Origin of the sequence: Gilliamella sp. ESL0405, from assembly GCF_019469205.1 — a bacterium.
Taxonomy (GTDB): Bacteria; Pseudomonadota; Gammaproteobacteria; order Enterobacterales; family Orbaceae; genus Gilliamella.
The window spans coordinates 1,107,019-1,127,075 of sequence record NZ_CP048265.1 but is presented as its reverse complement, the minus strand read 5'-3'; the positions used below and the strand labels follow the sequence as shown (position 1 = coordinate 1,127,075).

Below are 20,057 nucleotides of genomic sequence, written 5' to 3'. Positions count from 1 at the left end.
TCAAATAACATGGTACAAAAATGCCAGCTGAAAAAAATACTTATGATCTATTAAAGTTAATTCTTAACTTACTGCTAATTGGATTATTAATTATTGTGACTTATCGGGTCATTGAGCCTTTCTTATTTGGTTTCTTTTGGGCGGTAATGGTTGTCATTGCAACTTGGCCATTAATGATAAAAATACAACAAAAATTGTTTAACAAACGTTGGCTGTCAATTTTAGTTATGGCATTGATATTAGCATTTGTTTGCGTCATTCCGTTTATTTTAATCATTAGTAGCATTGCTCAAAACGGGCATCATATGATTGAATGGGCAAGGACGTTACCCTACAAAGAGTTACCCACATTTGACTGGTTAGAAAACATACCGACGTTTGGTACTGAATTGCATCAAAAATGGTTAGAGCTTAGAAAGACCGACGGCTCAGAATTAATCTCAGATATTCAACCCTATATTGGCACCGTCATTGGTTGGCTGTTAGAACAAGCAACCAATATTAGCGTCTTTATTTTTCATGCCGGGGTGATGATTATTTTTAGCCTTTTACTCTACCTTAAAGGCGAAAGTACCACAAAATATGTCTACCTGTTTGCCAATCGTTTATCTAAACAATACGGAAAAACAACGGTCACCTTAGCGGGCCAATCCATTCGAGCAGTAGCTTTGGGCGTTGTGGTCACCGCTATCACGCTGGCGTTAATTGGTGGCTTAAGCTTTATTGTAACTAAAATGCCATTACCGGGTATTTTAACCTTAATTTTATTTATCTGTTGTGTGGCTCAAATTGGACCTGTCGTTGTCATGCTAGGCTGTATTATTTGGCAATTTTGGGATGGACACACCGTTTACGCTATCGTGCTTATTGTGGTGGCTATCATTTTAACCACCCTTGATAGTGTGATGCGAGCTTATCTAATTAAAAAAGGGGCTGATCTGCCTTTCTTACTGATTTTATTTGGTGTGATTGGTGGTCTACTTGGTTTTGGTATTATGGGACTGTTTATTGGTCCAGTAGTACTTGCGTTAACTTATAAAATTATTCAAACATGGGTTGATGAACAATCTTAAATGATCTGTTTATTAATAAATAATAATGATTAGTGATTTAAACCTTATCCCACATAAAAAGGAGTGTTATTTTCTGATGTAAATTGTGTTATTCTACAATCTATACCAGTTATAATGATATATGAATCATGCGAATACCATTTATAAGATATAATCATCGAAAGCATCTTGATGAATTAGCCAAACTTCCTCAAAATGCTGAACAATATCAGATATTATATGATCCACAAAGTTATCGGTCTGCGTTACTTGAACATATTCAAAAAGCCCAATATCGAATCTATATTGTGGCACTTTATCTTGAACAAGATGAAGCAGGTAAAGAGATCCTTGCCGCCCTTTATCAAGCTAAAAAACTCAACCCTAGTCTGGATATCAAAGTCTTTGTCGATTGGCATCGGGCGCAGCGTGGTCGATTTGGCGAAGATAAATCAAACACCAATGCACGCTACTATTATCAGATGAGACAGCAACATCCGGATATTGATATTCCGGTCTATGGCGTGCCAATTAATCGACGGGAAGTGCTCGGTGTTTTACATTTAAAAGGATCAATCATTGACGACACGGTCATTTATAGCGGTGCCAGTATTAATAATGTCTATCTGCATAAGCTCGATAAATACCGTTATGATCGATATCACTTTATTACCAATAAAGCGTTAGCCGATAGTATGATCAAGTACATTGATGACAACTTTTTACCGTTTGAAGGTTTGCAACGATTAGATATTGAAAATCATAAAACCCGTAAGCAACTGAAATCGGCAATTAAATCGTTACGCCAGCACATTTCCGGAGCCAATTATCAATACACCAACAATACTGATAACAGATCGCTATCAGTTGCGCCTATTGCAGGGTTGGGACGCAATAATGCGTTAAATAAAATTATTCATCATCTGGTTAATATTACTCAGAAGAAAATTATATTTTGCACCCCGTACTTTAATCTACCGAATATTTTAGTACGCGACATTATTCGTTTACTACGTAAAGGTCGAAAAGTTGAGATTATTATTGGTGATAAAGTAGCAAATGACTTTTATATACCGGAAGATCAACCATTTAACATTTCCGGCGGGCTTCCTTATTTATATGAAATCAATTTAAGACGCTTTATCGAACGTCTGCAATCGTATGTTGATAAAGAGCAATTGATTATTCGTTTATGGAAAGATCAAGATCAAACCTATCATTTAAAAGGGGTTTGGGTCGATAATGACTGGATGCTGGTAACCGGTAATAACCTTAATCCGAGAGCTTGGCGTTTAGATCTTGAAAACGGCATTTTAGTTCACGATCCAAAACACCAGCTAAAACATCAACTACAACAAGAACTTGATACTATTCGTGAAAAAACCACATTGGTTACGCATTTCCAACAAATTCAAGCTAGCCAATTTTACCCTAAGCAGGTACACAAGCTGATTAAAAGACTTAGTCGTATTCGGGTTGATAGAATTATCAAGCGCTTACTGTAGCCAATAAAATTGCTGATTTTGATTTATCAAATTAAGTTATGTTTGATAACAATTATCCAAACCAGCAATAGTATACCAACCATGCTCCGGTAGCCAATCCTAACCGGGGCATAAATTTTCAAACTTATTTATGCTATTTCAATACGCTCATATCTCAATAAAAGATAAATTATCTTGTCAAGAACTTTCATAAAATACCTATGTTTTAGTATAAAACTATTAACATTGATTTTAGAAAGAAATCAAAGGATATAACTGCTTAAAAACCCTTACAAAGCAAAGCTTTATCAAATCCTCCAAAGATTAACGACTAAGGCTAGTCATCAGCAGAAGTTAAAAACCCTTGCCAAGAACTTTCAGAAAATACCTATGTTTAAGTAAAAAACATAAATATCGATTTAGAAACAGATCAAAGGCTTTGTCGGCTTAGAAAAATCTATAAAGCTAAGCTTTGTCAAATCATCCAAAGAATAACGACTAGGAACTAGTCATCAGCAGAAGTTAAAACCCTTGCCAAGAACTTTCAGAAAAAACCTATGTTTTAGTAAAAACATAAATATCGATTTAGAAAGAGATCAAAGGCTTTGTCGGCTTATAAAAATCTACAAAGCAAAGCCTAGTCAAATCTTCCACAGAATAACGACTAGGAACTAGTCATCAGTAAAAGTTAAAAACCCTTATCAAGAACTTTCAGAAAATACCTATGTTTAAGTAAGAAACATAAATATCGATTTAGAAAGAGATTAAAGGCTTTGTCGGCTTATAGAAATCTACAAAGCTAAGCTTCGTCAAATCATCCAAAGAATAACGACTAGGAACTAGTCATCAGCAAAAGTTAAAAACCCTTGCCAAGAATTTTCAGAAAATACCCATGTTTAAGTAAAAAACATAAATATCGATTTAGAAAGAGATCAAAGGCTTTGTCGGTTTATAAAAATCTACAAAGCAAAGCTTTGTCAAATCATCCAAAGAATAACGACTGGGAACTAGTCATCAGCAAAAGTTAAAAACCCTTGCCAAGAACTTTCAGATAACACCTATGTTTTAGTAAAAAACATAAATATCGATTTAGAAAGAGATTAAAGGCTTTGTCGGCTTATAGAAATCTACAAAGCTAAGCTTCGTCAAATCATCCAAAGAATAACGACTAAGGTTAGTCATCAGTAAAAGTTAAAACCCTTGTCAAGAACTTTCAGATAATACCTATGTTTTAGTAAAAAACATAAATATCGATTTAGAAAGAGATCAAAGGCTTTGTCGGCTTATAGAAATCTACAAAGCTAAGCTTCGTCAAATCATCCACAGAATAACGACTAGGAACTAGTCATCAGCAGAAGTTAAAAACCCTTGCCAAGAACTTTCAGAAAACACCCATGTTTAAGTAAAAAACATAAATATCGATTTAGAAACAGATCAAAGGCTTTGTCGGCTTAGAAAAATCTATAAAGCTAAGCTTTGTCAAATCATCCAAAGAATAACGACTAGGAACTAGTCATCAGCAAAAGTTAAAAACCCTTGTCAAAAACTTTCAGAAAATACCTATGTTTTAGTAAAAAAACTATCGGTTTCTTATTCACCTTCTTATTTATTGGTATTTTGTTGCAGGCTTAAAACCATTCTGGCATTTGATGCGCTGGTTGCAATAATATCGATAACACCGGAGCGAAGCGCCCCTAGAATGGCGGTGGCTTTGGTATTTTCTGAGGCAATAGCAATCACACACGGTATATTGCGTAGCTCTTCGATACTTAAGCCAATAACGCGATCATTCATCACTGTATCGACCGGATTACCTTGAATATCGAAAAAGCCATAACCGGCAATATCACCAATCACCCCTTGATTTAACGTGGCGTAGGTGATCTCTTGTGGGGTAAACCAACCGAGTTGAACCATATAACAATTTTCGTTCATATCACCCAGACCAACCAAAGCAATATCGGCTTTAGAGGCTCTTTCTAAGGTATCTTTGATCACTCGATTTTGCATAAATGCACGTTTTAACTCACGGTTTTCAACATAAGCTGGCGCATATAATGTTTCGCTGGTGGCATTAAATTTTCTGGCAAGGCTTCGACTAATATGGTCAGCATCGATAATCTCGCCAACTCGTTGTGTACCGCCAATTCCACAAATAAATTTACACTGTTTTTCGGGAAATACGCCAATATGGCTGGCAATGGCAGCCACATTACGGCCCTGTCCCACGGCAACGGTCATGCCGTTTTTTAAGGTGCTTGATAGGTAATTAGAAACTAGCGCAGCAACTTGCCGGCGTTGTTCATCTTCATCTTGATGATCTAAAGCAATCAGTGCCCGTTTGATACCAAAATTATTAACAAATTGCTGTTCTATTCGTGAGCTAAAGACAGGATGATATTTAACATTGATTTCAACAATCCCTTCAGCTCTCGCTTTTTTTAATAAACGACCAACTTTAATCCGTGATATACCAAATCGCTTTGCAATCTCTTCTTGAGTCTGTTCATACTCATAGTAGGCAACTGCGATTTCGGTAAGTAGTTCTGACTCTTGTTTATCATTGAATATATCCATTGGTGCGCCTTGTGTTTTATCTTAGCTTTGCTGATTAATAGCGGATAATATATTACAAAAACCTTTAGCTTGCCATGCACTGCGTCCAATAAATAAGCCATCGATGTTTGGTTGCGCAATCAATAAGGTTGAATTTTCAAGGTTTACGCTGCCTCCATACAATAAAATTATTTTATTCGCTATCTCGGTGCCATACATTTCAGTTAGTGCAAGTCTAAGTCGATGATGAATAGATTCTGCTTCTTCCGGTGTAGCCGGAACGCCATGTTCACCAATTGCCCAAATAGGCTCATAGGCAATGATAACTTGTTCAACTTGCGTTTTATCGACGCCATGCAGGGCAATTTTCATCTGTTTAACTACGGCTTCATGCGACACGCCCCACGCTTTTTCTTGAGCACTATCACCAATGCATACTAAAGGGGTGAGCTGGTGCTTTAATGCCGCATGTACCTTTTTATTGACAGTCATATCGGTTTCGCCAAAAAATTCCCGCCGCTCTGAATGCCCCATTTCCACCAGTTTAGCGCCGGTATCTTTTGCCATAATCGGCGAAATTTCACCGGTAAAAGCGCCTGAATCTTCAAAATGCATATTTTGTACGCCGGTTAAACAGTTCAGATTATGGCGCTGTATATAGTCAGATACTTCACGAACGCAGGTAAAAGGCGGAATAACAAAAGGTTGGATTTGTTTTTTTAAATTTTCCGGATAGAAGGTTCTTAACTGTTCACAATACAATAGCGCATCAGCTAATGTTTTATTCATTTTCCAGCTAGTGCCAATATAGATTTTTTTCATGATTCATCCTGTAATTAAAAATAGTTAGGCGGTAAATGGCAACGCTCAATTTTAATCAGAAACAACAAGCTTATACATAAGCGAAAACAGACTATTCAGTTTGGTATCTATTGCTTAATAACTTATGTGATTAGATCAATACTTAGCGTTATTAAAAATGACGTTTAAAAATTAAAAAAACACTTCATACAAGTAACAATACCGGTATGAAGTGCGAAATGAATGACTAGTTAAGACCTAACCGTTTTTTGTAATTTTTAACGTGATAATCTGTTGCTTTGATCGCTTGAATCACATCATCAGCCGTCACCTCAAAAGGCATGCTATGAATAGTTTCAACCGGATCTACCGCTTTTTTACCGATAAGTTCAAACTCTTCATCGGTAATTTTATCTAAGTGAACTTCCTCGAGCGTAATTGGTAAACCGAGTTTAAGATAGAGGTCGATATAACGCTCCAATTCAGCAATCGGTCGCCCTTCTAAAACCAATTGAGCTATTGTGCCATACGCCACTTTTTCACCGTGGGTTAAATGATGCACATCACCCGGTACCGCAGTAAAGCCGTTATGAATTGCATGAGCGGCGCCTAATCCACCATTTTCAAAGCCAAGACCACTTAATAACGTATTGGCTTCAACCACGGCTTCTAAAGCTGGGGTAACCAATTTCTTTTCATTTGCTTCTACTGCTAAAAGCGCATATTCAAAAATGGTTTTTTCACACTCTCTGGCAATAGCTTCACCGGCTATGGTTGCAATGCCGCCAGCATCAGTTTTATGACAGCTACGAATTGAAGTTCGTGCTTCAACCCATGTGGCTAAACCGTCAGCAATCCCCGATTTTAATGAGCGAACTGGCGCATTAGCAATCACACGAGTATCAACCAATACCAAATCCGGATTTTTATAATGGTGCCATAGGAAATCAAACACGCCGTCTTCGGTATAGACCACTGACACTTTAGCCGTTGGCGCATCGGTCGAGGCGGTGGTTGGTACGCACACTTTTGGAATGTTATATTTTGCGGCTAAGGCTTTTGCAGTATCTAACGTTTTACCGCCACCGACACCAATAATGGCATCAAATTTTTTATCTTTATACTCATCGAGCAGTCGATTGATTTCAACCATAGAGCACTCACCATTAAACACAGCTTTGGTAATGTCTAATCCTGAGTTGGTTAATGAATCTGCCAGTTGATTTGCCGCTATATTCCAGATGTTTTGATCGGCAAGAATTAAAAAATGCGTTCCAAAAGGTTTAATATACACATCTGCTCGTGTAAGTAAATCTTTACCCTGTACATATCTGTTAGGACTAACAAAAACCTTATCCATAATTACTACCTCTTTTTATGACTTTTTACTCACATTTCATCATCCAAAAATCGAATGATGATTAATACATTGCTTAGGCATTTTGTTGATTTTCTAGTTTTAATTGCTCCAAAAATTGATTTATGATCATCCACGATGATTCAGAACCGGCATCACGATGACCGATCGCCCTTTCACCTAGTCGCATTGAACGCCCTTTTTTAGCTATCAATGCAATGGTATTATCTGACCCTTTTTTCATTTCATCTACGCAGGTTTGTAGTGTCTTTACCGGATCGTCCCCTTCCTGATAATTTTTTAATACATCTAACCCGGGGATCAGGGCATCGACCATGGTTTTATCACCTACTTCGGCCTTGCCTCGAAACTGCACCGCTTCAACGCCGTCTTGATACATTTGACAAAATTCTTTAAAGGTGACCTCTTGTTTTCCAACGGTATGAGTCGCCATTTTCATAAAGAAACTGCCGTATAAAGGCCCTGATGCACCGCCAACTTTACTTAACAAAATCATGCCGACTTTTTTCATCAATTCAGCAATATCCGCCGTTGTTTCAGACAGTGTCGGTAACTGTTTTTCGACCTCCCGAAAGCCAATGGTTAAATTAATACCATGATCACCATCACCGATATCGGAATCCAATTTACTGAGATGATCACGATTTTGTTCAGCCATTTCGGCAAGTTTTTTAAATGTTTCGATAAAATAGGACTTGGTTAGCATCAGCGCGCTCATTTCTACTCTCCTTGGTTATTTATAGGCAACTTTGAAATACGGGGTGTCACATGGATGATCTAATAACTGCTTAAGTTCATCATCGAGTTTAATGACAGATATAGACATCCCCACCATATCCATGGAAGTGACATAATTGCCAACCAATGGGTTGTAAATTTTAATGCCCTTTTGCGCCAATAGCAGATGAGCTTTACGATAACAGACATACTGATCCATTAAAGCTAATCCCCCTAGCCCATTAATGAGTAATTGGACTTCATCACCTGATTTGAGTTGGGAATCTTGTAAGATATGATCAATGAGTTGACTAACAACATAATCGGCTTTTTCAAGTTTTGTTCTTTCAATACCCGGCTCACCATGAATGCCCATACCAACTTCCATATCGCCGTCTTGCATTTCAAAAATCGGCTCGCCAGTTACAGGGAGTGTTGATGATGAAAGTGCTACACCAATTGAATAAGTATTGGCATTTGCTTTTTGGGTTAAGGCTTTAACTTTGTCGAGATCATATCCTTTAGCAGCGGCGCTACCGGCAACTTTAAAGACAAAAACGTTACCTGCCACACCACGACGATCGGGTATGTTTTTAGAAGAATAGATATCATCGGTTGTGGTGACTGTTTCAACACGAATACCGTCTTGAGCAGCGAGTTCAGCGCCCATATCAAAATTCATTACATCACCGGCATAATTGCCGTAAACAAACAAGCAACCTTTACCGGCATCAACCGCTTTAACCGCTTCATAGCAATATTCTGGCGAAGGTGAAGTATTGACATTGCCCACTGCTGCTGCATCAGCAAAATCTTTACCGACATAACCTAAAAAAGCCGGTTCATGACCTGATCCGCCGCCGATGATAATTCTGACTCTTGGTTCAGCGCTTATCTTTTTACTGACAATAACCCGATCACAGTCATCTTTAAGCTTGACATAATCACTGTGCGCTAAACAGTAGCCTTCTAACATCTCTTCAACGACATCATAGCCATCATTAATTAATCTTCTCATTACACTACCTCTACCTTTTTACTTTTAACCTAACACTTAACCTACCAGGAAAAGTGATAACACATATCCACCGACAATACCTGCACTCACAGCAGCGACGATATTTTTAACTGATTTACGTTTGCTTCCACCTGTTAACGCCGAGGCAACCCAGACACCGACACCTGCCGCAAGTCCCTGATCGACCCAAACGGATCCACTTTGGGTAATCATCGGCGTTGCAATACCATGATTAATGCACCAAACTGTGCCAACAATAAAGGCTGCGGCCATCCAACCACCAATTGGACCCCAATTATCAACCATTCGCCCCCACGCCATTCGGATGACGAAAGGAAAAATAAATCCCCCAATTAATGTTGCAATCGCTAATTTTATTGACATGATTCACTACTCCTTATTCGGTAACTTATCTCTTCTTTTGAAAAACTTTGATTTGTTTATTGCGCAAAATCTTCTCTTTTGCCTCTTTCAATTTTTCAAAATCAGTGCGGCGTAAGCCTGGCTCTCTTGGATTTTCATTAGTAAACTCTTTCTTCTTCGCCATGTCTTTTTCAATATAGGCTGCGGTAATTCCCCCTAAGGTTGCGCCGCAAGTCACCAGAATGATTGTTGGCATTGAAGATACAAACGCTTCACCACCTTGAATAAAGGTATCTCGCATAATCCCGCATACAGCAATCGCAAGCCCCATATCAACAAAGGCGGCATCATCTTCGTTGCCGGTTAAATTAATGTAGTGATTCATATACCACATAGGTCCAATGATGATGACTGCCGCTAAAAATCCACCAAAAATCCCGTAAGTCCCTAATTGAGACCATACCGACATAACGATCATTCCAGCAATACAGTAACCAACAAAACTACGAAAAAATTTCATCGCTATGCTCTCTTCTTAAATATTTTGTAATTCAGCTAAAATACCTTCTACATCGTCATCTACCATGGCTTGTATAGACGCAACAAACGCCCCTTCTACCAAAGGCGCATCGACTAAAGTCACTTTACTTTTGAGCTCTTCATCTTCGATTAGGTCAATAGCGGTTTCAGTACTTAGTATCGCACTGCCAATATCAGCAAAAATTAGGATGTTTTTATGATTTTTAGATTGTTCAATAATGTTGTAAATCGCAACTGCATCGGTTCCCAAACGCCCGTCATCAGTTCCGCCTGCGGAATGAATTTCTACATCTCCGGTTGAATCAACCATCTCTTCTATCATCTCCTTTAAACCATCGGTAATTTTTCTACTATGCGATACTAAAACGATACTAACCATGAATCCTCCGAACAAATGTTTACCTAATAATCTTTTGTTCAATTATATCGAATAAAGTTTTGGCGAAAATGGTTTTATAATAAATTTGTGACTAAGATCTAAATATTTATTCATTTTGTTTTTCAGATGAAAATCACGGTGAAAATGCCAATAGTCAAAATTTCACTATTGTTATTGTGATCTTTTAACAAAATGAACGCTTTTTAAAATGTCAGACAAATGTTCATAGCATTGACTTAATAACAACAAAAATCGCCCTAATGGATTGGGTCATGTTAAAAAACAAAGTGATAGACACTTGTTTATCGTTAATTGACAAAGCAATGCACTGATTTTTGAGAAATGAAAACAACCCATCAAAATATGAACAGATCGCTTTTTGTTTGAGTTTTTTAGCGAATATCGCCAAATAGATACGTCTTTAATAATGAGTGAAAAGAATGTAGGTTGAAAGCGTTTTAAGCCGATAAGACCACTCATCTAAACTGTTTATTAATTTCATTGATGATTTTGCAATGTTTTGGTTGCTATCAGAAAATCATATTGCTTAACGGTTTTTGATTTGAAAGGGGATTGCAGCAATATTTAAATAAAACCAACGCTATTAAAATAACGTTGGTTTGGGATGAATTATTATTGAACGATGAATGGTTTAATGTTTACCAAACTTCTTTACACACCTCATGTACCGTAGAAAAAGGAACTGCTGTCCACTTGTTACCTACAACTTTATGCACGCCACTGTTTAACATAAATACCACATGATGCGTATTGCCATTATCAGTGGTATCGGACACCCATGCATGTCGTTGCGATGTACCATTGACTAATCCTGAAGTGAGGAAATCGGATTTAGGATAATATTCTTTTACCACTTGTCCCCATTCGCCATTTAATCCACCGTCAAATTTTCTGGTCATGGCAACGCCGTGACCGAGATTCCCACTATCAGCTGTTGGGTCTAATGCTTGCGGGGTATTATTCCAATCGGCGATAGTTAACTGATTTTGAATGCCACCACATAGATCTTCAGAATACTCATTGGTTTCTCTTACATATTTTGCCCAGAATTTAAGATCCGTCCAAAATACGATTCTATCTTCTATACCCTTACTGTCTTTTGGCCAAATAAAAACTTGAAATGTTTTTCTTTGTGGCTTCGCGTTAAAGGTGACTACACCAAGTTCATTGACAGATATATTATCATCATCGGTTGAAAACAGATAATCTTGCTGATCGTTACTCAGCCAAAGTTGAAATGTTGCACCTTTGAAAGCAGTTTTAGGAAATTTATTATTATAACCATTATTATTTAAGAAAAATCCTAATTCCGGATGCCACTGAGATTGTATATATCCACCACCGTGTTTTGTATTTGGCGTTGCACTGATATGATCACTATTCCAGCCATAACCATAAGGCATATCACCGTCATATTGAATCCATGACCAATTTTTGCTACTCATCATTGGGTTAGGTCGGGCGTAGCAAATTTGATTAATGGATGATTTAAAGATATATTCTTGCTTAACATCAGCATAATCAATATTCGATTCAAAAGGCAAGCCGTATTGGGTTGCCGCTTTTATATTTTTGATTGAAAGCACTAATTTATAAGGCGCCCGGCAAGGTTCCATTGTGTTATTTAATTCATTTTCCGGCACCTGCTTATACCGACTATCACCCATGCCGTTTCCACCCGGAAGGCTGTAATACCAAGTGGCAGACAATACCCCCTCCGGTATCCCCTCATCACCGTCTTCATCGAAAATCGTCATGCCTAAATTTTCTGCAATATCGGATAATTTAACTTCTTGACCATTGGCTTCAATGATAAGTTTATTATCTTCGTTTGAATCTTGCTTAGCTGGCAAAACCCATTTGATATCGTTATAAGTGGTTGACGGGCTGATCTTAAAATCTTGAATATTGCTTTGACTATCTCGTAACTGCCCGTTCGGCATACTTACAATACTGAGTTTTTCGGCGAAAGCCGATGAATCAACTAACTCACCATTGATTGAGATACTCGGGAAATGACCATGAATTTTTTCGATCGTTGAAATCGAAAATACGGCATTAGCGCAATTGACATAACCTAAAACAAAAACAACAGGCAAATAATTAAACAAATTTACTAATTTATTGTTTTTTAACACCAGCAATAAACTAATACCTCTCTTAATAAAAATTGATATCCAGCTCAATTTGGCTCTCCTTATAATTTCATTTTTTATAACAAATTATTTTCATAATTATTTAAATGCCTTTTGTGATATTTTTGTTTTATAGTTACATTAGCTAAGCTAGTAATTATTTGCACTAATTGATTAAATAAATATCACTTCTCTAACATTAAATATCTAACTTGATATCTAAGACATTTTGCGAATTATCGTTCTAATTTTTTAAGCAATCAATATGGTGATTATGGCGATTGATCATCAAATATACAGGATGATATTTAGACGATTAAAAAAAAATAGACCGGCTTTTTTTAGAAATTTATAAATTTTTGACAAATATTATTGATTAATATCATTTTAATTAATTTTTTACAAATAAAATCAATCGCTAAACCGATATATTTTTTTATTCAAGAAAACTTAAATAGATTTTACCTATTAATTCGATACACAGAATAAATGAACATTTATTAGTTTAATTATTTCATTGTTTTAAAATGCAGATAAATCAACTAACTTATTGAAATATTCATAATATCTAATACAGTTTAGTCACACCAACGCTATCGAAATAACGTTGGTGAGATAGGAATGATTTTATAGTTACCAACCCTCTTTACACACTTCGTGTACCATAGCAAATGGAACGGCTGTCCATTGTGTGCCTTGGACTTTATTTACACCACCATTTAACATAGTGACTACGTTATGTATAGAGCCATTCTCATTGGTATCTGATACCCATGCATGTCGTTGCTCTGTACCATTAACGAATCCTGAAGTTGGAAAATCAGAATTAGGATAATATTCTTTTGTAAGTTGACCCCATTCGCTATTTAATCCACCATACGTTTTTCTTGTCATGGTCACGTTAGTTGCCATAACATTGTTATCAGTTGCTGGATCTAATGCTTGCGGGGTATTATTCCAATCTGCGATGGTTAACTGATTTTGAATGCCACCACACAGATCTTCAGAATATTTATTGGTTTGTTTTACATATTTTGCCCAGAAGTCAAATGCTGACCAAAATAAAACTCTATCTTCCAGACCTTTAGCATCTTTTGGCCAAGCAAAAATTTGAAATGCCGCTCTTTTTGGCTTTGCGTTAAAAGTTACAATGCCAAGTTCATCTATCGATATATTTTCATCATCGGTTGACCACAAATAATCTTGCTGATCATTACTCATCCAAAGTTGGAAAGTTGCACCTTTAAATATGGTTCTAGGAAATCTATTGTTGTAATTATCTTCCAGTAAAAATCCTAATTCTGGATCCCATTCTGATTTTAAATATCCGCCACCGTGTTTTGGATCTGGTGTTGAACTTATATTACGACTATTCCAGCCATAACCATATGGTTCATCGCCGTTATATTGCGTCCATGACCATCTATTGCTATTCATCATTGGGTTAGTTCGGGCGTAACAAATTTTATTAATCTTTGATTTAAAGACATATTCTTGTATCACATCCGCATAGTCAATTTCAGATTCTGACGGCAAGCCATATTCGGTTTGGGCTTTAATATTTTTGATTGATAACACTAATTTATAAGGCGCACGGCAAGGTTCCATTTTGCTGTTTAACTCACTTTCAGGCACCGGTTTATATTGAGCCTCACCTTTTCCTTTTCCACCCGGAAAGCTGTAATACCAAGTAGCAAATAATACCCCTTGTGGTATCCCTTCATCACCGTCTTCATCGAAAATACCGACCCCTAAATTTGCTGCAATATCGGATAATTTCACTTCTTGACCGTTGGCTTCAATGATAATTTTATTATCTTCGTTTGAATCTTGCTTAGCGGGTAAAACCCATTTGATATCGTTATAAGTGGTTGACGGGTCGACTTTAAAATCTAGAATGTCGCTTTGGCGATCACGTAACTTACCGTCTGGCATCCTTACCACAGTTAATTTATCGGAAAATCCGGATGAATCAACTAACTCATCATTAATGGCAATAGCAGGGTAATGCCCATGAATTCTTTCGAGCGTTGAAATCGATAAAACGGCATTGGCGCTATTGATATGACCTAAAACAATTAATGCAGTCAAACAATGAATTTTTGTGTTAAATTTATTGTCAAAAGATTGAGATAAGAAGTCTAACCCCCTTTTAACAATTGGTGACATCCAGTTCAAGTTTGCTCTCCTTATAATTATAATTTTCTAAAACAAATAATACTGATAATGTTGTTATGTCCTTCAGATATTTTTCACAATTCAGCTTACTAAACTGGTTAACAACTAAACTCTAAATGGTTAAGTAAAACTCACTGATTTAAATTAAGTTTTTAACATCATATCAATAGACACTGAGCACATTATCGATCGGATTAATCGATCAATCAATGCGCTATTAATGGTGATTGACTATCAAATGTACAGATCACTTTTTCAACAGCACAAAAATAAAAATGAACTTGATTAATTTTTTTTCAGAATAAAAATTCATATCTTTATGATTTGTCATTACTTTATCTTTATTTTTTAAGAAAATTACCTTAATGCCTAACTAAAATATTTTCCAAAATAAAATTGCTTATTCATGTTATCTATTGAATTAATAGCCAAAAAAATAGGCTTATTTGACTATTATCCGGCAAAATTTAGGGAAAAAATCGAAGATAGCGAGCAGAAGTTTTTCAAAAAAAGTGGATTATTTGCCAAAATTGCCAAGTTAGCAGTTCTTCCATTGCTATCCCTTAAACTTAATTAGGGTAAATTTAGAAAGTTTTGCTTGTCGAAAAGATAACAAATTGAGGTTGATTAAACGCTTTGTTAATCGTCATTGAGGCGAGATTTCATCAAGTAGGTAAAAAAGATAACTACTTGATGAAAAACTATTTAGAAGTTAATTTCAGCGCCGACAAAATAGCGTCGACCTTCTAATTTTTTACCATAATCTTGATTGCTGACATCTTTATCAAACAGATTATAAACGCCGGCAAACACTTTAGTACTTTTATGCACTTTATAAGCCGCGCCAATATCCCAGAAAGTGTATCCCGGGTATTCAATCTTCTTACCGGTACGGTTAGTGGTGCTTTCTACACCGTAGTATGCCATTTTAGCCCATAAATCCCATTGATCTGTGACGTTCCAGTCAAGTTGAGTATTGAACTTTTGTTTAGGCGTACGATTTAATGGTTTACCTTTATTTTTACCGGTCTTTTGTTCGGTCTTCGTCCAGGCATAGTTAGTGCTTAATAAGAATCGATCAAATAACGGTGTTTTAAAGGTTAATTCCAGCCCTTTAAGATCAGCTTTATCGACGTTTTCACGCCCTTGAACAAAATCAAATTTTTCTCTATAGCCATTGATTTGACATTTACGCGATCCTGCTTCACCACGGCAAATATAATAGGATTGAATTTTATCTTTATATTTAGTGTAGAACGCTGTTGCCGACGCATCCACACCATAATCATTGGTATAACCTAAGCCAATTTCGAAATTTTGGGTTTTCTCAGGTCTCAAATCCGGGTTACCCATAATCATCCCTTTATTACCGGTACCGGAACCGCCGGTCACTTGTCCCCAATCTGCAACAACTTGACGCAATTGTGGGGCAGCAAATCCTGTTGAATAACCGCCTTTTAAAGTGAAGTTATCATCGATATTCCAAACACTATAAATACGTGGATTCCAGTTACTGCCATAATTCTCATCTTTATTAAAACGTAATCCAAAGGTGAAACTTAAATTATCTAAAACCCGCACCTCATCTTCGGCAAATAAAGCGTAGTTCCAACGGTCAATTTTAGTTAATCGAGTATTTAATTGGTTACCTTTATCATGCAACTCTTGATAGTTATACTTTCCACCAACAGTTAACATATTAATTGAAAACGGAATGGTTATTCGTGTATCGGCATCGGTATTTCGAATCTTCATTTTTCTTTCAGGATTGTTGTTGCCTTCATAAGCCACAAAGCTTGTGGTCGAGATATCGCCAAACATGCCGTTATGTGTTAAAGCAAAGCTACTTCGATGATTATCACGTGGGAAGTCGCCTCGATTAGTTGGGCGAGTTTTTCCGGCGCTGGCTTTACTTTTTTGTAAAGAACGGCCAAAATCCAAATCAAACCTTTGGGTATCGCTGGCATTTAACGATAGCTTACCATTCAAACTTTGTAACTGTTGCTGTGCATGACCGTTGAGAAATTTATCTTCATGCCGTTTCGAATATTGGCCGTAAAGTTGAATACCTAAGATATCTTCAATAATGGGTCCCATTGTTGAAAAACTGGTTACATAAGTATTTTTTTCGCTTGAACGATACGGTATAACAGACTCAAAACGTAATCCGGCATGCCATTCATCCGAGACTTTTTTGGTGATAATGTTAATTACCCCACCCATCGCATCAGATCCATATAATGAAGACATTGGACCCCGAACCACTTCGATGCGATCAATAGCGGTTAACGGCGGCAACCAACCTTGCTCAAAACCCGAATTATCGCTATTTGGTCTGGTCTCACGAGTACTGATTTTTTTACCGTCAACGAGAATCATTGTATATTTTGAATCCATACCACGAATACTGATATCGGTAGAATCACCACCACCAGTAATTGTAACGCCGGGAATATCTTTCAAGGCATCTGTTACATCTCGATAAGGTTTGTTGCTGATCTCTTCTGGTGTAATAACCGATATCGTGGCTGGCGCTTCCTTGACTTGTTGAGCAAATCCCGAAGCTGTAACGACCATAGTTTCAGTTTCAGAATTGGTGTCGGCCATAGCAGCACTTGACAATAATAAAAGGCTAGTGTTAATGACGTGAGTCGCTAACTTCAATTTTCGCTTTATCTCCATTTTTTATAACCCCATTATTTATAATGATATTTTAGACTTCCCCTCAGGTAACACTACAGTAGATGAGAATAATTATCAATATCTTTAATAAAAATTATTTATTAGTAGACAAAGAGCAATTTTTTAAATAATAATGGTTATCATTTTTATTTGCAGAAAGGAAATTATCATGAACAGAAATAAAAAACTACTTTTAAGCACGCTAGCTGCTGTGATTTTAGGTCTTACAGGTTGCCAATCAACCTCAAAAATGAATGTGGTAGTTGATAATAATAGTATTGAAGTGCCTAAATCACCTAAAAAAGTGGTGGTTATGAATTATGGTGCTCTTGATACTTTAGATGCATTAGGTAAAGGCTCAATAGTTACCGCTGTACCACAATCGGTGATCCCTTCTTATCTACAAAAATATAATAATAATGGTATTGCTGATACCGGCAATATGAAAGAACCCAATATAGACGCAATAAAAAACCTTAAACCCGATTTAATTATTATTGACGGTCGACAAGCCAGTAAAGATGCCCAATTAAGACAAATTGCCCCTGTTCTGAATTTAAGTGTTAATGCCAAAAATTACTATGATTCCACCCGAAATCATATCTATGCTTTAGCCTCTATCACCGGTACAGAAAGTAAAGGTAAAGCGATCATCGAGTCGCTGGATGTTAAACTTCAACAAGCGCAAGCAATCAGTCATAATAGCCATAAAAAAGCCATTGTTGCTATCCATAATGACGGAAAAGTAATTCTTATTAATAACAGTTCAAGCGCAGCCCTTATTCATGATGTGTTAAACGTTAAACGTGCTGTTCCTGTGGAAAGTAACAAAATCACACAAATTGGCGAAAAACCTAAACCAGTATTTATTGATAATAACTATATAAAATCGGTTAAACCTGACATTATTTACGTTGTCGATCGCAGTAAAGCAATTGGTAATACAGCGATGAAAGAGAACTTTTTCGATTCAAAAGTGCTAAAAAATAGCAAAACACAAGTTGTTTATTTAACACCTGATCTTTGGTACCTATCCGGTGGCGGTGCAGAAAGTTTAGAGCGCCAAATTGACGAAGTTATCAATGGGCTAAAATAAATCTTATATAAAAGCATGATGATTGCAGTTTGTATCTTATCCTAACTCCACCTGCCCTCACGTACGTGAGGGCCTTGTTATTATCCTCAAACAAGATTGACTGATTACATTCATCTAAATTGGTGATTGATTGTTATTTGCTTGCACAATATAACAATCAAATCAACTGAAAATTGTTAACAAATAAAAGCAAATCAAAAATCGCTGTTTCAACAAAATTCAAATGTGATAAAATGCCGTCGTTTTTTTAATAATCAACATTAAGCAGTAAAAGTTTATTAATTCTCAACTTTATACCCCTTAAATATTTAACACTATTATAAATACTATGAATATGTCATCCCCTACTATTGGATTTGTGAGCCTTGGTTGTCCTAAAAATTTAGTTGACTCAGAGCGAATTTTAACCGAATTGCGCACGCAAGGTTATCGTGTGGTACCCAGTTACGATAATGCCGATTTAGTGATCGTCAATACCTGTGGCTTTATCGATAGCGCTGTACAAGAATCGTTAGAAGCGATCGGCGAAGCATTAAATGAAAATGGTAAAGTCATTGTGACCGGCTGTCTTGGTGCGAAAGAAGATCAAATACGTAATGTTCATCCGAAAGTGTTGGAAATATCTGGTCCGCACAGCTATGAAGCGGTACTGACTCATGTCAATAAATATGCACCAAAACCGGCTTATAATCCGTTTACCAGCTTAGTGCCGGAGCAAGGTGTTAAATTGACACCAAAACATTATGCCTATTTAAAAATATCTGAAGGCTGTAATCATAGCTGCACCTTTTGTATTATTCCTTCATTGCGGGGCGAAATGGTCAGTAGACCAATTGGAAATGTGCTTGATGAGGCAAAAAGATTAGCTGAAAGCGGCGTAAAAGAGTTATTGGTTATTGCTCAAGATACTTCAGCTTATGGAGTTGATATTAAAAATCGCACCAATTTTTGGAACGGCATGCCTTTGAAAACCGATATCCAAACTTTGTGTGAGCAGTTAGCTACGTTAGGCATTTGGGTGAGACTGCATTACATGTATCCTTACCCTAGCGTCGATAATTTAATCCCGTTAATGGCTGAAGGTAAAATCTTGCCTTATTTAGATGTACCACTGCAACATGCCAGCCCAACCGTTTTAAAATCGATGAAACGACCGGGAACCATTGACCGAACGCTTGAACGAATACATAAATGGCGAGATATTTGCCCCGATATAACATTACGTTCAACCTTTATTGTCGGTTATCCGGGTGAAACCGAGCAAGACTTTGAGTTACTGCTCGACTTTTTAACTAAAGCCGAACTTGATCGAGTGGGTTGCTTTCCTTATAGTCCGGTTGAAGGCGCACAAGCCAATGCGCTCGCAAATCAGATTCCGGAAGCGATCAAACAAGAGCGTTTTCATCGCTTTATGCAATTACAACAAACTATCTCAAGCAAAAAACTTCGTAATAAAGTTGGTCAAACATTATCAGTTATCATTGATGAAGTGGATGCCGAAGGTGCCATTGGTCGCAGTATGGCAGATGCACCCGAAATTGACGGTGTTGTTTATCTTAATGATGAAAATAGTGTTAAAGTGGGCGATATTGTTCAAGTTGAAATTGAACACTCTGATGAATATGATCTATGGGGAACTGTTAAACAGTAAACAAAT

The 20,057-nt window shown here is 36.9% G+C and carries 15 protein-coding genes; 4 read left to right on the top strand and 11 right to left on the bottom strand.

Annotation, left to right across the window (positions count from 1 at the left end):
• Positions 1–20: 20 nt before the first annotated feature.
• On the top strand, positions 21–1,073 hold the full coding sequence (ydiK, locus tag GYM74_RS04990; protein ID WP_220219390.1) for an AI-2E family transporter YdiK: 1,053 nt from the start codon (positions 21–23) through the stop codon (positions 1,071–1,073).
• A gap of 128 nt (positions 1,074–1,201) precedes the next feature.
• On the top strand, positions 1,202–2,557 hold the full coding sequence (pssA, locus tag GYM74_RS04985; protein WP_220219389.1) for a CDP-diacylglycerol--serine O-phosphatidyltransferase: 1,356 nt from the start codon (positions 1,202–1,204) through the stop codon (positions 2,555–2,557).
• A 1,581-nt stretch (positions 2,558–4,138) separates the two neighbouring features.
• Here the strand turns inward: pssA and GYM74_RS04980 are convergent.
• The 11 genes from GYM74_RS04980 to GYM74_RS04930 all read right to left on the bottom strand — a co-directional run bounded on the left by GYM74_RS04980 (position 4,139) and on the right by GYM74_RS04930 (position 17,304).
• Complete coding sequence (locus GYM74_RS04980; protein ID WP_220219388.1) at positions 4,139–5,113, bottom strand: sugar-binding transcriptional regulator; 975 nt, start codon at positions 5,111–5,113, stop codon at positions 4,139–4,141.
• 21 nt (positions 5,114–5,134) lie between these two features.
• Complete coding sequence (locus GYM74_RS04975) at positions 5,135–5,914, bottom strand: triose-phosphate isomerase (protein WP_220219387.1); 780 nt, start codon at positions 5,912–5,914, stop codon at positions 5,135–5,137.
• A 226-nt stretch (positions 5,915–6,140) separates the two neighbouring features.
• A complete protein-coding gene (locus GYM74_RS04970; RefSeq protein ID WP_366915701.1) occupies positions 6,141–7,256 on the bottom strand; it encodes a glycerol dehydrogenase in 1,116 nt (371 codons plus the stop codon).
• Positions 7,257–7,326: 70 nt separating this feature from the next.
• Entirely contained in the window at positions 7,327–7,989 is a 663-nt protein-coding gene (gene dhaL / locus GYM74_RS04965; RefSeq protein ID WP_220219385.1) for a dihydroxyacetone kinase subunit DhaL, read from the bottom strand.
• A 15-nt stretch (positions 7,990–8,004) separates the two neighbouring features.
• Positions 8,005–9,006 carry a dihydroxyacetone kinase subunit DhaK gene (locus GYM74_RS04960; RefSeq protein WP_220219384.1) on the bottom strand — a complete coding sequence of 334 codons (1,002 nt, stop codon included), beginning with the start codon at positions 9,004–9,006 and terminating at the stop codon, positions 8,005–8,007.
• A gap of 36 nt (positions 9,007–9,042) precedes the next feature.
• Positions 9,043–9,390 (bottom strand): hypothetical protein, encoded by a 348-nt coding sequence (locus GYM74_RS04955; protein WP_220219383.1) that lies wholly within the window; start codon positions 9,388–9,390, stop codon positions 9,043–9,045.
• A gap of 25 nt (positions 9,391–9,415) precedes the next feature.
• Entirely contained in the window at positions 9,416–9,889 is a 474-nt protein-coding gene (locus GYM74_RS04950; RefSeq protein WP_220219382.1) for a hypothetical protein, read from the bottom strand.
• Between the two features lie 15 nt (positions 9,890–9,904).
• Complete coding sequence (gene dhaM / locus GYM74_RS04945) at positions 9,905–10,288, bottom strand: dihydroxyacetone kinase phosphoryl donor subunit DhaM (protein ID WP_220219381.1); 384 nt, start codon at positions 10,286–10,288, stop codon at positions 9,905–9,907.
• A 659-nt stretch (positions 10,289–10,947) separates the two neighbouring features.
• Complete coding sequence (locus GYM74_RS04940; protein ID WP_220219380.1) at positions 10,948–12,495, bottom strand: hypothetical protein; 1,548 nt, start codon at positions 12,493–12,495, stop codon at positions 10,948–10,950.
• A gap of 582 nt (positions 12,496–13,077) precedes the next feature.
• Entirely contained in the window at positions 13,078–14,613 is a 1,536-nt protein-coding gene (locus tag GYM74_RS04935) for a hypothetical protein (protein WP_370634051.1), read from the bottom strand.
• Positions 14,614–15,327: 714 nt separating this feature from the next.
• Complete coding sequence (locus GYM74_RS04930; RefSeq protein WP_220219378.1) at positions 15,328–17,304, bottom strand: TonB-dependent receptor domain-containing protein; 1,977 nt, start codon at positions 17,302–17,304, stop codon at positions 15,328–15,330.
• Between the two features lie 169 nt (positions 17,305–17,473).
• Here GYM74_RS04930 and GYM74_RS04925 point away from each other — a divergent pair, with 169 nt between their 5' ends.
• Both GYM74_RS04925 and rimO read left to right on the top strand, forming a co-directional pair.
• Complete coding sequence (locus GYM74_RS04925) at positions 17,474–18,400, top strand: siderophore ABC transporter substrate-binding protein (RefSeq protein WP_220219377.1); 927 nt, start codon at positions 17,474–17,476, stop codon at positions 18,398–18,400.
• Between the two features lie 334 nt (positions 18,401–18,734).
• Complete coding sequence (rimO, locus tag GYM74_RS04920) at positions 18,735–20,051, top strand: 30S ribosomal protein S12 methylthiotransferase RimO (protein WP_267335806.1); 1,317 nt, start codon at positions 18,735–18,737, stop codon at positions 20,049–20,051.
• Positions 20,052–20,057 lie beyond the last annotated feature (6 nt).

What these genes read in the sequence shown, in the direction of transcription:
- GYM74_RS04950 (WP_220219382.1), bottom strand. Translation starts at nt 9,889, where the DNA reads ATGAAATTTTTTCGTAGTTTTGTTGGTTACTGTATTGCTGGAATGATC.
- rimO (WP_267335806.1), top strand. Translation starts at nt 18,735, where the DNA reads ATGTCATCCCCTACTATTGGATTTGTGAGCCTTGGTTGTCCTAAAAAT.
- GYM74_RS04935 (WP_370634051.1), bottom strand. Translation starts at nt 14,613, where the DNA reads ATGTCACCAATTGTTAAAAGGGGGTTAGACTTCTTATCTCAATCTTTT.
- pssA (WP_220219389.1), top strand. Translation starts at nt 1,202, where the DNA reads ATGCGAATACCATTTATAAGATATAATCATCGAAAGCATCTTGATGAA.
- GYM74_RS04930 (WP_220219378.1), bottom strand. Translation starts at nt 17,304, where the DNA reads ATGGAGATAAAGCGAAAATTGAAGTTAGCGACTCACGTCATTAACACT.
- ydiK (WP_220219390.1), top strand. Translation starts at nt 21, where the DNA reads ATGCCAGCTGAAAAAAATACTTATGATCTATTAAAGTTAATTCTTAAC.
- GYM74_RS04975 (WP_220219387.1), bottom strand. Translation starts at nt 5,914, where the DNA reads ATGAAAAAAATCTATATTGGCACTAGCTGGAAAATGAATAAAACATTA.
- dhaM (WP_220219381.1), bottom strand. Translation starts at nt 10,288, where the DNA reads ATGGTTAGTATCGTTTTAGTATCGCATAGTAGAAAAATTACCGATGGT.
- GYM74_RS04955 (WP_220219383.1), bottom strand. Translation starts at nt 9,390, where the DNA reads ATGTCAATAAAATTAGCGATTGCAACATTAATTGGGGGATTTATTTTT.
- dhaL (WP_220219385.1), bottom strand. Translation starts at nt 7,989, where the DNA reads ATGAGCGCGCTGATGCTAACCAAGTCCTATTTTATCGAAACATTTAAA.
- GYM74_RS04960 (WP_220219384.1), bottom strand. Translation starts at nt 9,006, where the DNA reads ATGAGAAGATTAATTAATGATGGCTATGATGTCGTTGAAGAGATGTTA.
- GYM74_RS04925 (WP_220219377.1), top strand. Translation starts at nt 17,474, where the DNA reads ATGAACAGAAATAAAAAACTACTTTTAAGCACGCTAGCTGCTGTGATT.
- GYM74_RS04980 (WP_220219388.1), bottom strand. Translation starts at nt 5,113, where the DNA reads ATGGATATATTCAATGATAAACAAGAGTCAGAACTACTTACCGAAATC.